At 73.6% G+C, this 13,109-nt stretch carries 14 protein-coding genes and 1 pseudogene; 3 read left to right on the top strand and 12 right to left on the bottom strand.

The window, feature by feature from the left end:
• Nucleotides 1–93: 93 nt before the first annotated feature.
• Entirely contained in the window at nt 94–285 is a 192-nt protein-coding gene (locus tag ACFPM7_RS01760) for a DUF3073 domain-containing protein (RefSeq protein ID WP_378243008.1), read from the top strand.
• 89 nt (nt 286–374) lie between these two features.
• Here ACFPM7_RS01760 and ACFPM7_RS01755 read toward each other — a convergent pair whose 3' ends face one another.
• The 4 genes from ACFPM7_RS01755 to ACFPM7_RS01740 form a co-directional block, all read right to left on the bottom strand.
• Complete coding sequence (locus ACFPM7_RS01755) at nt 375–1,427, bottom strand: NADH:flavin oxidoreductase/NADH oxidase (RefSeq protein ID WP_378243006.1); 1,053 nt, start codon at nt 1,425–1,427, stop codon at nt 375–377.
• Nucleotides 1,428–1,515: 88 nt separating this feature from the next.
• Nucleotides 1,516–2,982, bottom strand: a complete 1,467-nt coding sequence (locus ACFPM7_RS01750; protein ID WP_378243004.1) for a tripartite tricarboxylate transporter permease — start codon at nt 2,980–2,982, stop codon at nt 1,516–1,518.
• Nucleotides 2,983–3,498 (bottom strand): tripartite tricarboxylate transporter TctB family protein, encoded by a 516-nt coding sequence (locus tag ACFPM7_RS01745; RefSeq protein ID WP_378243002.1) that lies wholly within the window; start codon nt 3,496–3,498, stop codon nt 2,983–2,985.
• Entirely contained in the window at nt 3,495–4,478 is a 984-nt protein-coding gene (locus tag ACFPM7_RS01740; protein ID WP_378243000.1) for a Bug family tripartite tricarboxylate transporter substrate binding protein, read from the bottom strand. The genes ACFPM7_RS01745 and ACFPM7_RS01740 overlap by 4 nt, the downstream gene beginning before the upstream one ends.
• A gap of 145 nt (nt 4,479–4,623) precedes the next feature.
• Here ACFPM7_RS01740 and ACFPM7_RS01735 point away from each other — a divergent pair, with 145 nt between their 5' ends.
• Both ACFPM7_RS01735 and ACFPM7_RS01730 read left to right on the top strand, forming a co-directional pair.
• The gene (locus ACFPM7_RS01735; RefSeq protein WP_378242998.1) at nt 4,624–6,165 is read left to right on the top strand and encodes a sensor histidine kinase; all 1,542 of its coding nucleotides are present in this window, start codon (nt 4,624–4,626) and stop codon (nt 6,163–6,165) included.
• A complete protein-coding gene (locus ACFPM7_RS01730; protein ID WP_378242996.1) occupies nt 6,162–6,833 on the top strand; it encodes a response regulator in 672 nt (223 codons plus the stop codon). Before ACFPM7_RS01735 ends, ACFPM7_RS01730 begins: the two co-directional genes overlap by 4 nt.
• Here the strand turns inward: ACFPM7_RS01730 and arfB are convergent.
• From arfB to purF, 8 genes and pseudogenes are all read right to left on the bottom strand, one after another.
• Complete coding sequence (gene arfB / locus ACFPM7_RS01725) at nt 6,826–7,254, bottom strand: alternative ribosome rescue aminoacyl-tRNA hydrolase ArfB (protein ID WP_378242994.1); 429 nt, start codon at nt 7,252–7,254, stop codon at nt 6,826–6,828. The two genes, ACFPM7_RS01730 and arfB, sit on opposite strands and share 8 nt — an antisense overlap.
• Before the next feature lie 30 nt (nt 7,255–7,284).
• Nucleotides 7,285–8,225 (bottom strand): annotated as a pseudogene (locus ACFPM7_RS01720) (SulP family inorganic anion transporter); the annotation flags it as partial.
• Between the two features lie 126 nt (nt 8,226–8,351).
• Nucleotides 8,352–9,113, bottom strand: coding sequence for a hypothetical protein (locus tag ACFPM7_RS01715; protein WP_378242992.1), 762 nt, complete (start codon nt 9,111–9,113; stop codon nt 8,352–8,354).
• Nucleotides 9,110–9,607 (bottom strand): SigE family RNA polymerase sigma factor, encoded by a 498-nt coding sequence (locus ACFPM7_RS01710; RefSeq protein WP_378242990.1) that lies wholly within the window; start codon nt 9,605–9,607, stop codon nt 9,110–9,112. Before ACFPM7_RS01710 ends, ACFPM7_RS01715 begins: the two co-directional genes overlap by 4 nt.
• Before the next feature lie 84 nt (nt 9,608–9,691).
• On the bottom strand, nt 9,692–10,111 hold the full coding sequence (locus ACFPM7_RS01705; protein ID WP_378242988.1) for a DUF7660 family protein: 420 nt from the start codon (nt 10,109–10,111) through the stop codon (nt 9,692–9,694).
• Nucleotides 10,112–10,118: 7 nt separating this feature from the next.
• On the bottom strand, nt 10,119–10,244 hold the full coding sequence (locus tag ACFPM7_RS01700; protein WP_378242986.1) for a hypothetical protein: 126 nt from the start codon (nt 10,242–10,244) through the stop codon (nt 10,119–10,121).
• Between the two features lie 153 nt (nt 10,245–10,397).
• Nucleotides 10,398–11,465: a phosphoribosylformylglycinamidine cyclo-ligase gene (gene purM / locus ACFPM7_RS01695; protein ID WP_378243807.1), complete on the bottom strand. Its 1,068-nt coding sequence runs from the start codon at nt 11,463–11,465 to the stop codon at nt 10,398–10,400.
• A 37-nt stretch (nt 11,466–11,502) separates the two neighbouring features.
• Nucleotides 11,503–13,062, bottom strand: a complete 1,560-nt coding sequence (gene purF / locus ACFPM7_RS01690) for an amidophosphoribosyltransferase (RefSeq protein WP_378242984.1) — start codon at nt 13,060–13,062, stop codon at nt 11,503–11,505.
• Nucleotides 13,063–13,109: the final 47 nt, after the last annotated feature.

The raw sequence follows: 13,109 nt of genomic DNA, 5'->3' as shown, positions 1-13,109 counted from the left end.
CACGGTACGGTAGTTAGCAGGAATCAACTGTCGACATCTACGGGGCCGCCGATTCCCCCGGCCGCCCCGTCTCGTGTGCGAGGGGGTCGAGCCATGGGGCGCGGCCGAGCCAAGGCCAAGCAGACAAAGGTGGCCCGGGAGCTCAAGTACAGCAGCCACCACATGGACGTGGGGGCCTTGCAGCGCGAGCTGTCGGGTGACCCCAAATCCAGTGGTGGCTCCGACTCTGAGCGAATCGAGTCCGACGAGTACGACGACGACGGCTACGACGACTACCGCCGTTGACGCAAGCCCGGCGCCGCTCGGTGCCGGGCCCCTCTCGCCCGCGTGACAAGGCCACCCCGCTCAGGCGGGGCGGCCTCGCTCCGCGCGTATCACCAAGCCCTGGCGTACTGCCTGGGCGCGGTGATGGGCGCGCCCAGCTCCGCCGCGGCGCGGCGGGGCCAGTACGGGTCACGCAGCGACTCACGTCCGAGCAGGACGAGGTCGGCCGCGCCGGTGGCCAGCACGTCCTCGGCCTGCGCCGGTTCGGTGATCTCGCCGACGGCCGCCGTGGGCACGTCCGCCTTGCGGCGGATCGCCTCGGCGAAGGGCACCTGGTACCCGGGGCCGACCGGGACCGGACCGCGGTTCAGCCCACCGGTGGAGGCATCGATGAGGTCGGCGCCCGCGCGCACCAGCGCGGCCGCGATCTGCACGGTGTCGTCGCCGGTGAGTCCGCCGTCGGTCCAGTCCGTCGCCGAGACGCGCACCAGCACGGGCACCTCGGGCCCGACGGCGGCGCGCACCGCGGCGACGACCTCGGTGGCGAAGCGGAGCCTGCGCTCGGCGTCGCCGCCGTAGCCGTCGGTGCGCGTGTTCGTCAGCGGCGAGAGGAACTCGTGCAGCAGGTAGCCGTGCGCGGCGTGCACCTCCACCACCCGGAACCCGGCGGCGAGGGCGTTGCGCGCCGCCTGGGCGAAGTCGGCGACGATCTCGGCGATGCCGTCCTCGGTGAGCGCGGTGGGCGTGCGGTAGTCCTCGCGGAAGGGCACGTCGGTCACGCCGACCGGGGTCCAGCCGCCGTCGTCGTCGGCGACCCCGCCGTCGCCGACCGCCGAGGTCGAGCCCTTGAACCCCGCGTGCGCGAGCTGCACGGCCGCGACCGCGCCGTGCTCGGCGAGGAACGCGGTGATCGGCTTCCACGCCGCGATCTGCTCATCGGACCAGATCCCGGTGCAGGCCGGGGAGATGCGCCCGCGCGGCTCGACGGCCGTCGCCTCGGCGATGACCATCCCGGCCCCGCCGACGGCCCGCGAGCCCAGGTGCACCAGGTGCCAGTCGTTCGGCACCCCGTCCACGGCGCTGTACTGGCACATGGGGCTGACCGCGATCCGGTTGGGGATCGTGACCGAGCGCAGGGTCAGCGGGCTGAAAAGCAGACTCACGGCTGGGCTCCTTGGTTCGACTACTCACGAAGAACCAAGGAGCCCGCCGCGCCGTTTGTTCCCGCGCCGCTTGTTCCCCGGCGGCTCCCTACCGGCGCAGCTTGCGCGCCAGCGGCCACAGGACCAGCAGGGCGACGATCACGTACACGGTGATGGAGAACGTGGTGTTGACCAGCCCGGTCAGCGCGCCGTCGGAGATCTGCAGGGCGCGGCGCATCTGCTGCTCGGCGGCCGGGCCGAGGATGACGCCGAGGATGGCGGGCAGCACCGGCAGCCCGTAGCGGCGCATGACCAGGCCGATGATCCCGATGGCGAAGAGCACCAGCAGGTCGGCGGCCTGCCCGCTGACGGCGTACGCGCCGACCATCGCGAAGAACAGGATGCCCGCGTACAGGTAGGGCCGCGGGATGCGCAGCAGCTTGGCCCACAGCGGGGCCAGCGGCAGGTTGAGCACCAGCAGCAGCACCGTGCCGATGAACAGGCTCGCGATCAGCCCCCACACCAGCGTCGACTCGCGCTCGAAGAGCAGCGGGCCCGGCTGGATGCCGTACTGCTGGAAGGCGGCGAGCATGACCGCGGCGACGGCCGTGGTGGGCAGGCCGAGGGTCAGCATCGACACCAGGGTGCCCGCCGCCGACGCGCTGGCCGTCGCCTCCGGCCCGGCGACGCCCTCGATGGCGCCCTTGCCGAACTCGTCGCGGTGCTTGGACAGGCGCTTCTCGGTCGCGTAGGACAGGAAGGTCGGGATCTCCGCGCCGCCCGCGGGCAGCGCGCCGAACGGGAAGCCGATGAGCGGCCCGCGCAGCCACGGCTTCCAGGCCCGCCGCAGGTCCGCCCTGCCCAGCCACGGCCGCCCGACGGGGATCGGCTTGAACGGCGTGCGGCGCAGGTGCGCGGCCACCCACAGCGACTCGCCGACGGCGAACAGGCCGACCGCGACGATGACGACGTCGATGCCGTCGGCCAGCTCCAGCGACCCGAAGGTCAGCCGCTGCTGCCCGGTCATCTCGTCCAGCCCGATCAGGCCGATGGTGAGGCCGATGAGCAGCGAGGCCAGGCCGCGCACCCGGGAGCTGCCCAGGACCGTGGTGACCGCAGCGAAGGCCAGCACCATGATCGCGAAGTAGTCGGGGGCGCCGAGGTCCACGGCCAGCGACGCCACCGTCGGGGCCAGGACGACCAGCAGCGTGGTGCCGACCATGCCGCCGATGAAGTGCCCGATGGCCGCCGCGGCCAGCGCTTGCGCGCCGCGCCCGGACTTGGCCATCGGGTTGCCGTCGATGGCGGCCACCACCGCCGCGCTCTCGCCGGGGGTGTTGAGCAGGATCGAGGTGGTGGAGCCGCCGAACATGCCGCCGTAGTAGATGCCCGCGAACATGATGAACGCGCCGGTCGGCTCCAGTCCGTAGGTCACCGGCAGCAGCAGGGCCACGGCCATCGCCGGGCCGATGCCGGGCAGCACGCCGATGACGGTGCCCAGCAGCACGCCGACGGCGGCGAGCAGCAGGTGGCCGGGGGTCAGCGCGGTGGCGAACCCGTCGAGGAGCTGGTCCATCTAGAGCACTCCCATCAGGGGGCCGCCGGGCAGCGGAACCCCGAGCAGGACGTCGAAGACGACGTAGGTCAGCACCGACACCGCGGCGGCGATCAGCGGGTCGCGGACGTGCCCGCGGCTGCCGAGCGCGTACGCCGCGCCCCAGAACAGGACGAAGCCCGCGACCGGGAACCCGGCGGTGCCGATCAGCGCGGTCGCGGCGAGGAACGCGCCGCAGAGCATCAGCACGGTCTTCCAGTCACCGGGGGCGCTCAGGTCGACGTCCTCGCCGCCCTCGGCCTCGCCGCGACCGCCGCGCAGCACGTCGCGCGCCAGTGCGGCGGCCACGACCAGCAGCGACACCCCGACGAGCACCGGCACCGCCTTCGGGCCGACGGGCCCGCGCTGGGCGAAGTCGGTGGGGATGGACAGCGCGTCGACGAGCACCAGCCCGCCGAGCACCGCCAGCAGCACGCACACGCCCAGCTCCGAGCGCTCCCTGAGCCAGGAGCCCCGCTCGTCGGTTTCCGCGCTCATGCCAGCCCCAGCCCCTTCAGCACCCCGGCGACCCGGTCGTTCTCCGCGGCCAGGAACGCGCCGAACTCCGCGCCCGGCTGGAACGCGTCGGTCCAGCCGTTGCGGGCCAGGGCGTCCTTCCACTGCGGGGAGGCGTGCAGCGCGGTGAACACGGCGATGAGCCGGTCGCGGTCGGTGTCGCTGATCCCGGGCGGGGCGACGATGCCGCGCCAGTTGGTGAAGGAGACGTCGACACCGGCCTCCCGCAGCGTCGGCGCGTCCACGCCGTCGATGCGCTCGGGCCCGGTCACCGCGAGCACGCGCAGGTCGCCCGCCTGGATCTGGTCGCGGTACTCGCCGATGCCGGAGACGCCGAAGGCGACCTTGCCGCCGAGCACCGAGGCCAGCAGCTCGCCGCCGCCGTCGAAGGGCACGTAGTTGACCGCGCGCGGCTCGACCCCGGCGGCCTCGGCCATCAGCATGGGCGCGAGGTGGTCGGGCCCGCCGGGCGAGGAGCCGCCGCCGACCGGCAGCGCGCCCGGGTCCGCCCGCCACGCCGCCAGGAGTTCGCCGATGTCGCCGTACTCGGAGTCATCGGCCACCACGACGATGTCGGGCTCCTCGATGAGCTTGGCGATCGGCGTGGTCTCGGCCAGCGTGGACGGCGACTTGTTGGTGTAGACGCTGCCGACGACGCCCAGCCCCATCGACATGACCAGCTTGCCGTTGCCGCGCTCGTTGACCAGCCGCCCGAGGCCGACGGTGCCGCCGGCGCCGGGCAGGTTGAACACCTCGACGGCGCTGGCGAGGTCGCTGTCCTCCATCGCCTTGGCCGCCGTGCGCGCGGTGACGTCGTAGCCGCCGCCGGGCGAGTTGGGCACCAGCACCCGCAGCCCCCGGACCCGCTGGCCCGGGTCGTCGTCCCCACCGGAGACGATCAGGGGCGGTATCAGCAACACCGCCGCAATCGCGGCCACGACCGCGACCAGCCGTCCAACCACCGTCCGCCTCCTCGGGTAACCCGGGTCACTTCCTGGACCGGCATGTTGCCCGCGGGTGAACGCCCTGTCGCGCTTGCGCCCGTTGCGGACGTTGTGGTCGTTGTGTTCACGGGACCGGCCGCCCGGCGCGGTGCACACTGGGCCGATGCCCGGCACCGGCTCCCTGGCCCGCCAGCTCCTCGGCTGGCAGTTCGTGATCGTGGCCGCGCTGCTGGGCGCGGTCGCGGTGTTCTCGGCGGTGCAGTCGCGGGAGGCCTACACCGACGACCAGAGCCGCCGGATGCTCAACGTCGCCGAGGACGTGGCCGCCACGCCCGGGGTGCGCGCGGCGCTGCTGGACCCGCTGCGCCACCACCAGCTGCCCACGTTCGCGACCAGCGCGCGCAACCTCTCCGGGGCCAGGTCGGTGCGGATCGCGCTGCCCGACACGCGGGTGCTGACCTCGCCGGACCCGGCGCAGGTCGGCGAGCCCATGGCGCTGGGCGAGAGCACCGTGCGGCAGGGGCGGGCGTGGACCGGGGAGGTCGGCGGCGAGCTGCTGGCGCACGTGCCGGTGGTGGACCAGAACGGGGCTGTGGTGGGGATCGTGGCCGCCGGGGTGGACGCGCCGTCGCTGTTCGCCGGGATCGTCCACTCCCCCAGCGAGGCGCTGGCGATCCTGGCCGTGGCCACCGTGCTGGGGGTGGGCGGGTCGCTGCTGGTGGCGCGGCGGGTGAAGCGCCAGACCCTCGGCCTGGAGCCCGCCGAGATCGCGGGGCTGGTGGAGCACCGCGAGGCCATGCTGCACGGCATCCGCGAGGGCGTGCTGGGCCTGGACGCCGCCGGGCGGGTCACGCTGGCCAACGACCAGGCGCGCAAGCTGCTGGCCCTGCCGCAGGACCCTACGGGCGTGCCGGTGACGGCGTTCGGGTTCAACGAGCGCATCATCGACGTGCTCACCGCCCGCACCGAGGGGGCCGACCAGATCGTGCTGCGCAAGGGCAGGGTGCTGGTGCTCAACCGGATGCCGATCGACCCGGCGGGCGCGGTGGTGACCCTGCGCGACCGCACCGAGATCGTCGCCCTGCAGAACGCCCTGGACGCCAACCGGTCCACAACGGACACCCTGCGGGCGCAGGCGCACGAGTTCTCCAACCGCCTGCACACCATCGCCGGGCTGATCGAGCTGGGCGAGTACGACGAGCTGCGCCACTACGTCGACCGGGTCAGCGGCACCCAGCGCGCCTGGCAGGGCGAGGTGTCCGCGCGCATCGCCGACACGGCCGTCGCCGCGCTGCTGGTGGCGAAGTCGAGCCTGGCCGCCGAGCAGGGCGCGGGCATCCGGCTGGACCCGGCCAGCGCGCTCGGTCCGGTGGACGAGCGGCTCTCCGCCGACCTGGTGACCGTGCTGGGCAACCTGGTCGACAACGCCGTCGACGCCCTCGGCGGCAGGCGCGGCTGGATCGAGGTGTCGATCGCCCACGCGCCCGACGAGGTGCGCGTGGTGGTGCGCGACTCCGGGCCGGGGATCGCCCCGGAGATCGCCGAGGAGGTGTTCCGCCACGGGTTCACCACCAAGGCGGCCGAGGACGGCGGCGGGCGCGGGCTGGGCCTGGCGATCACCCGGCAGACCTGCGTGCGGCGCGGCGGGTCGGTCGAGGTGCACAACGACAACGGGGCCGTGTTCACCGCCAGGATGAAGCCATGACAGCCGCGGAGATCACCGTGCTGGTGGTGGACGACGACTTCATGGTCGCGCGCGTGCACAGCGGGTACGTCGCGCGCACGCCGGGCTTCGCCGTCGTCGGCACCGCCCACACCGGCGCCGACGCGCTGCGCCTGGTCGACGAGCTGTCCCCCGACCTGGTGCTGCTGGACATCTACCTGCCCGACATGCCCGGCCTCGATGTGCTGCGCGCGCTGCGCAACGGCGACGTCGACCCCGACGTCATCGTGATCACCGCGGCGACGGATGTGGAGACCATCCGCGGCGCGCTGCGCGGTGGCGCGCTGCACTACCTGATCAAGCCGTTCGCCTACGCCGCACTGTATGACCAGCTGACCCACTTCGCGACCCTCCACAGCAGACTCACCACGCTCGGCACGGCTGGCCAGTCCGATGTGGACGAGGTGTTCGGCGCCCGGCCGAGGGCGGGCGGCGGGCTGCCGAAGGGGCTCACCGAGCAGACCGCGGAGCTGGTCGCCACGGCGCTGCGCGGCGGGGAGATGTCGGCGGCCGAGTGCGCCGCGGCGGCGGCCCTGTCGCGGGTCAGCGCGCGGCGCTACCTGGAGCACTTCGTGGCGACCGGCCGCGCCGCCGTGCGCCTGCGCTACGGGACGACGGGCCGCCCGGAGCGCCGCTACCGGCTCAGCTGAGGTCGGGGCGCCTGCGCGTCTGCTTGGTGGCCGAGCGGCGCTTCTTGGAGTCCAGCCTGCGCTCACGCGCGCCGCGGCTGGGCTTGGTCGCGCGCCGCGCGGGCGGGGGCGGCGCGATGGCCTGGCGCAGCAGGGCGGCCAGGCGCTCGCGGGCGGCCTCGCGGTTGGCCAGCTGCGCGCGGAACTCGCTGGCGGCGATGGTGAGCACGCCGTCGACCAGGCGGCCCGCCAGCCGCTCCAGGGCGCGGGCGCGCAGGTGCTCGGGCAGCGCCTTGGAGGCGGCGACGTCGAAGGACAGCTCGACGCGGCTGTCGGCGGTGTTGACGCCCTGCCCGCCGGGCCCCGACGAGCGGGAGAAGCGCTCGCTCAACTCGGCCGCCGGGATCACCAGCGACCGCGAGACGATGAGTTCCCCTGCCACGGTGAAGAGGATGCCCGATCCGTCCAGCGGTTATCCGCCCGGTCGGTGCCCTCCGGTGAGTTCGCCGGCGAGCCTGCTGTGCAGGTGGGCGCTGCGGGGGTTGAGCCCGGTGATCTCGACGGTCTTGCCGCGGTGGCGGTACTTGGTCTCGACCGCGTCGAGGGCGTTGGCGAGGCGAAGAACAGCTCGCCGGTCACCCGGTAGACCACGCTCGTGCCGTCGGGGTCGGTGACGGCGGTGACCTCGGCGACGTGGGCGACCCGCCGGGCGACGATGACCATGGCGGTGACCGAGACCATCACCATCACCGCGACCAGCGCGGCCATCGGGATGTCGGAGACGACCGGGCCGAACACCACTTACAGCACCATGAGGAACGCGCCCGCGAGGAAGGTCGAGAGCCGGGTGCGGACGCCGGACACCTTCAGGTTGATCATGGTCTGGCCGATCTTGGCGCAGCCGCCCATGCCCCCGGAGAACCCGGTGACGATGGTGGCCACGCCCTGCCCGACGGACTCGCGGGTCTTGTTCGACGGGTGTCGGTGATGTCGTCGGCCAGCTTGGCGGTCATCAGCGACTCCATCGGCCCGACCAGCGCCGTTGTCGCCGACGGTCGGCACGGCGATGCCCGCGCCGACGGTGATCAGGGTCAGCACCACGATCGAGACCAGCGGCGCGGGCACCACGGTCGTGACCTTCGGGAAGAGGACCATCAGCGCCGGCGCGCCCAGCACCAGCGGGTAGACCGCCCACGGGACGTCGCGCAGCTCCGGCACCTGGGCCAGGAAGATCAGGATCGCCAGGACGTTGACGAAGCCGACCATCACCGAGCGCCGGATGAAGCGCATCAGCCGGGCCACGCCGAGCACCACCTGGAACACCCCGGCCAGGGTGACCGCGGCGATGAGGTGGCCCAGGCCGTGCGCGTGGCTGAGCGGGGCGATGACCAGGGGAGGCGAGGCCGCGCAGGCGCGCGGACGGGGTAGGGGAAGGCACGGGAGTGGACACCTGTCGTGCTCGGGCACGCCTCACCGGGGGCGCGCGTCGAGGGCGCGGCGGCACCCGCCTCGCCACGGCCACCCCAACCCCGGGGGTTCCTACCGGCCCCCCGCCAGACCGGGGATCGTGGCGATGGCCACGAGGACGTCGTCGGGCAGCAGGGGCTCGACCCGCCAGGGCGGGCCGAAGCCCGCGGTCTCCACGACCTGCACGTCCCGGCCCGTGCCGGACATGGTCATCACCTCGACGGCGATCGGGCCGCCCGCCTCGGTGGGCTTGGCGTGGCGCACCGCCACCAGCGTGCGGTCGGGGGCAGGCTCGATGCGGCAGCCCTCCCTGCAGACGAACTCGGGCGCGCCGCCCGGGTAGACCCGCACGGTGAGCAGCCTGCGCGCGGCGTCCTTGGCGACCAGGTTGAAGGTGGCCGTGCCCGACTGGTCGAAGGCGAACCACTCCTTGCCCTCGCCCTCGACGGCGACCCCGCGCGGCCAGGGGATCTTGGCGTCGCGCAGCACCGCGCCCAGCCGGTCGGTGGTGGGCGGAGATGCGGTGACGGTGGCCTCGGGCGCGACCGCCGGGGGTGAGGTCAGCGGGGATGTCGTGGACGCGGACCCGCTCGTGGTCGCCGGGGCGGGCGCGGCGGGCCCGACGTCCTCCCGCAGGCCGAACTGCGCCCCCGACAGCGCCGACATGCCCAGCACCACCGCCACCACGGCGACGGCGGCCCCGCCGACGGTCGCGGTCCGGCGCACCCGCAGCCTGCGCCTGCCCTCGGCGAAGACGGCCTCGCGGTCCAGCCCCAGCGGCGGTTCCCCGCCCACCGCGGCCGACAGCATCCGCCGCACGTCCTCATCGCTCACAGGGTCACCTCCTCCACGGCCAGCATGGCGCGCAGCGCGGCCAGCCCCTTGGCCGCCTGGCTCTTGATCGTCCCCTCGCTCTTGCCCAGCGCCGCGGCGGTCTCGGCGACCGAGAGGTCCTCCCAGTACCGCAGCACCACCACCGCCCGCTGCCCCGGCGGCAGCCGCTTGAGCGCCTCCCGCACGTCGATCGCGTCCTCGGTGCCCGGCGGGTGCACCGGCACCTCGGGCGGGGCGTCGGTCACCGACTCGCGCCTGCGGTACGCCCGCCGCGACTCGTCGATGGCGGTGCGCACCATGACCTTGCGGGCGTAGGCGTCGATGGCGTCATCCCGGCGCAGGCGCGGCCAGACGACGTAGATCTTGGCGAGCGTGGTCTGCACCAGGTCCTCGGCGCGGTGCCAGTCGCCACCGCACAGCAGGTAGGCGGTCCGGCGCATCACCGAGGCCCGGCTGTCCAGGTACTCCCCGAACTCCGTCTCCCGATCCCCCACGGCGCCTCCCCACTCACCCAGCCCGTAGTACGGGCCAGGGCGCCGCCGGGTTGCCCGGCGATTATGCGCGCCGCGAGAGGCCGCCTACTCGGGCGCCTTCGCGGCGCGCAACGCGGCGGCGACGACCTCCCAGCCGCTGGCGGGGACTGGAACGCCCCGGGCGTCGTGGTGGCCGTCGCAGTCGCGCAACCAGGCGGCCACCGCGGCGAGGTAGTCCGGGAGGGCGAGGGTGCCCCAGTCCGCGGGCGGGCCGTCCGCCCAGTCGTCGACCAGTTCCCGCAACACCGCGACCACCCGGTCCTTGTGGTCCGCGGCGGGCGCTGACGGGCACCCGTCGAGTCCGCAGGTCTCGTCGGGGTCTCCGTCGCCCTGGGAGTGGCCGTGCTCGAAGGCGTAGTGGAAGCACACGTAGTGCATCCGCTCGAAGGTCTCGTAGTACCGCCTGCTCACCCGCACCGGCAGGCCGCACCGCTCGCACGCCGGGTGATCGTTGTCCTGAGGCACCGCCGGATCATCGCAAGCGCGCGTCGAGCGGCCAGGCCTGGCCGCCTGCCGGGTCGTCGCACCAGACCCACTGCCGCTCGGCGAAGCCCGCCTCGACGGCGGCCCAGAGCCGGGTCGGTCCGGCTTCGACCACGCGGCCACCGTCGAGGGGGACTCGCGCCCGGGCATGGACTCGACCTTCTCGATCCTCCAGTTCGCCAACGCGGCCGACATGGTCGAGGTCGAGGGCTTCAAGCCACGGCGCGGGTGGCGGGAACGCCTGTGTCGAGCTGGCCCACGCCGGGCTCTAGAACCTGGGGTGGTCCCCGACGACCTCGGCGCGCGGGATCGACTCGTCGGACTCGGGGCGGACCTCGCCCGCCACCCAGGCCGGGACGTGCCGGGCGGTGAGCATGGCCAGGGAGCGGTCGACGTCCTCCGGGGCGACGACGGCGACCATGCCGACGCCGAGGTTGAAGGTGCGCTCCATCTCCTCGCGCTCCACCCGGCCGCGCTGGGCGATCAGGGAGAACACCGGCTGCGGGGTCCAGGTGCCCCGGTCCAGGGTGGCCTTGAGGCCCGGCGGGATGACGCGGGCCAGGTTGGCCGCCAGACCGCCGCCGGTGATGTGCGCGTACGTGCGCACGTCGGCCTCCTGGGTCAGGGCCAGGCAGTCCTTGGCGTAGATGCGGGTGGGCTCCAGCAGCTCCTCGCCCAGGGTCCGGCCGAACTCCTCGACGTGGCCGTCCAGCGGCATGCGGGCGATGTCCAGCAGCACGTGCCGGGCCAAGGAGTACCCGTTCGAGTGAAGGCCGGATGAGCCCATGGCGATGAGCGCGTCGCCGGGGCGGACCCGCTCCGGGCCCAGCACGGCGTCGGCCTCGACCACGCCGACGCCGGTCGCGGAGATGTCGTAGGCGCCGTCGGCCATCAGGCCGGGGTGCTCGGCGGTCTCGCCGCCGAGCAGGGCGCAGCCCGCCTGGACGCAGCCCTCGGCGATGCCCTTGACGATCGCGGCGACCCGGTCGGGCAGGACCTTGCCGACGGCGATGTAGTCCTGCAGGAACAGCGGCTCGGCGCCGCACACCACCAGGTCGTCCACCACCATCGCCACCAGGTCGATGCCGACGGTGTCGTGCACGTCCAGCGCCTGGGCGACGGCGATCTTGGTGCCGACGCCGTCGGTGGAGGAGGCCAGCACCGGCTCACGCCAGCGGTCCAGCTTGAGCCTGAACAGGCCGGCGAAGCCGCCGATGCCGCCCAGCACCTCCGGTCGGGTCGCCTTGGCGGCCCACGGCTTGAGCTTCTCGACGGCCTCGTCGCCCGCCTCGATGCTCACCCCCGCCGCCGCGTAGGTGGCCGGGCCGGTCGACATCGGGTCAGACACAGGTATCTCCGAGGATCAGTCGAGGCTAGGGGCGCGAGAGCGCGTCCGAGGCACCGTACCCGGCGGCGAAGACCGGGGCCGCGTCCCCCGCGACGCCCTTCTCCCGACCCGAGTTCTCGCCCAGGCCCTCCAGCAGGTGCTTGCCGATGAGCGCGTTGTCGGGCAGCGGGATCGGGTAGTCGCCGTCGAAGCAGGCCGAGCACAGCCGGGTGCGGGGCTGCTCGCTGGCCTGCACCAGCGCGTCCAGGCTGACGTAGCCGAGGGAGTCCGCGCCGATGGAGCGGCGGATGCCGTCGGCGTCGAGGCCGTTGGCGATCAGCTCGGCGCGGGAGGCGAAGTCGATGCCGTAGAAGCACGGCCAGCGCACCGGCGGCGAGGCGATGCGCACGTGCACCTCGACCGCGCCGGACTCGCGCAGCATCCGCACCAGCGCGCGCTGGGTGTTGCCGCGCACGATCGAGTCGTCCACCACGACCAGGCGCTTGCCGCGGATGACGTCGCGCAGCGGGTTGAGCTTGAGGCGGATGCCGAGCTGGCGGATGGTCTGCGACGGCTGGATGAAGGTGCGCCCGACGTAGGCGTTCTTCACCAGGCCCGACCCGTACGGGATGCCGCTGGCCTGGGCGTAGCCGATCGCGGCGGGCGTGCCGGACTCGGGCACCGGGATGACCAGGTCGGCCTCGACCGGGGCCTCGATGGCCAGCTTGCGGCCGATCTCCACCCGGGTGGCGTGCACCGAGCGCCCGGAGATCGTGGTGTCCGGGCGGGCCAGGTACACGTACTCGAAGATGCAGCCCTTGGGCTCGGGGGTGGCGAAGCGGGTCGAGCGCAGCCCCTCGGCGTCGATGGCGATCAGCTCGCCGGGCTCGACCTCGCGCACGAACGACGCGCCGGTAATGTCCAGCGCCGCGGTCTCGCTGGCCACGACCCAGCCGCGCTCCAGCCGCCCGAGCACCAGCGGGCGCACGCCGTGCGGGTCGCGGGCGGCGTAGAGGGTGGACTCGTCGGAGAAGACCAGGCAGTACGCGCCGCGCACCTTCGGCAGCAGGTCCAGGGCGGCCTGCTCGATGCCCTTGTCGGCCGCCGCGGCGGCGAGCAGGCCGGTGAGCAGGTCGGAGTCGGTGGTCGCGCCGCTGGCGCCCAGGCCCTGCTCCTTGGCCATGTCGCGCAGCTCGGCGGTGTTGACCAGGTTGCCGTTGTGGCCCAGCGACAGGCCGCTGCCGGTCGCGGTGGTCTTGAAGGTGGGCTGCGCGTTCTCCCAGGTCGTGGACCCGGTGGTGGAGTAGCGGCAGTGCCCGACGGCGACGTGCCCGCGCAGCGAGACCAGCACCTGCTCGTCGAAGACCTGGCTGACCAGGCCGAGGTCCTTGAAGACCACGATCTGGCGGCCGTCGGCCACGGAGATGCCCGCCGCCTCCTGGCCGCGGTGCTGAAGCGCGTAGAGCCCGTAGAAGGTGAGCTTGGCGACCTCTTCGCCCGGGGCCCAGACGCCGAACACGCCGCACTCCTCGCGGGGCTCGGGATCAGGCGCCGAGGGGTCGAGATCGGGGCGGGAAGAGCCAGTCGAGAACTGGTCGGAGACCACCGAGTGCTCCCTGAGGGGACGACATCAACCTGCCCCCAGAGTGTAAG

The sequence above is a fragment of the Actinokineospora guangxiensis genome (assembly GCF_042657845.1).
Classification (GTDB): Bacteria; Actinomycetota; Actinomycetes; order Mycobacteriales; family Pseudonocardiaceae; genus Actinokineospora; species Actinokineospora guangxiensis.
The sequence above is the reverse complement of the archived record's forward strand: the minus strand, read 5'-3'. Positions and strand labels throughout refer to the sequence as shown.

Excerpts from the sequence above, each read along its gene's own strand:
- ACFPM7_RS01760 (WP_378243008.1), top strand. The coding sequence starts at position 94 with ATGGGGCGCGGCCGAGCCAAGGCCAAGCAGACAAAGGTGGCCCGGGAG.
- ACFPM7_RS01750 (WP_378243004.1), bottom strand. The coding sequence starts at position 2,982 with ATGGACCAGCTCCTCGACGGGTTCGCCACCGCGCTGACCCCCGGCCAC.
- ACFPM7_RS01745 (WP_378243002.1), bottom strand. The coding sequence starts at position 3,498 with ATGAGCGCGGAAACCGACGAGCGGGGCTCCTGGCTCAGGGAGCGCTCG.
- ACFPM7_RS01735 (WP_378242998.1), top strand. The coding sequence starts at position 4,624 with ATGCCCGGCACCGGCTCCCTGGCCCGCCAGCTCCTCGGCTGGCAGTTC.
- ACFPM7_RS01730 (WP_378242996.1), top strand. The coding sequence starts at position 6,162 with ATGACAGCCGCGGAGATCACCGTGCTGGTGGTGGACGACGACTTCATG.
- purM (WP_378243807.1), bottom strand. The coding sequence starts at position 11,465 with ATGTCGACCGGCCCGGCCACCTACGCGGCGGCGGGGGTGAGCATCGAG.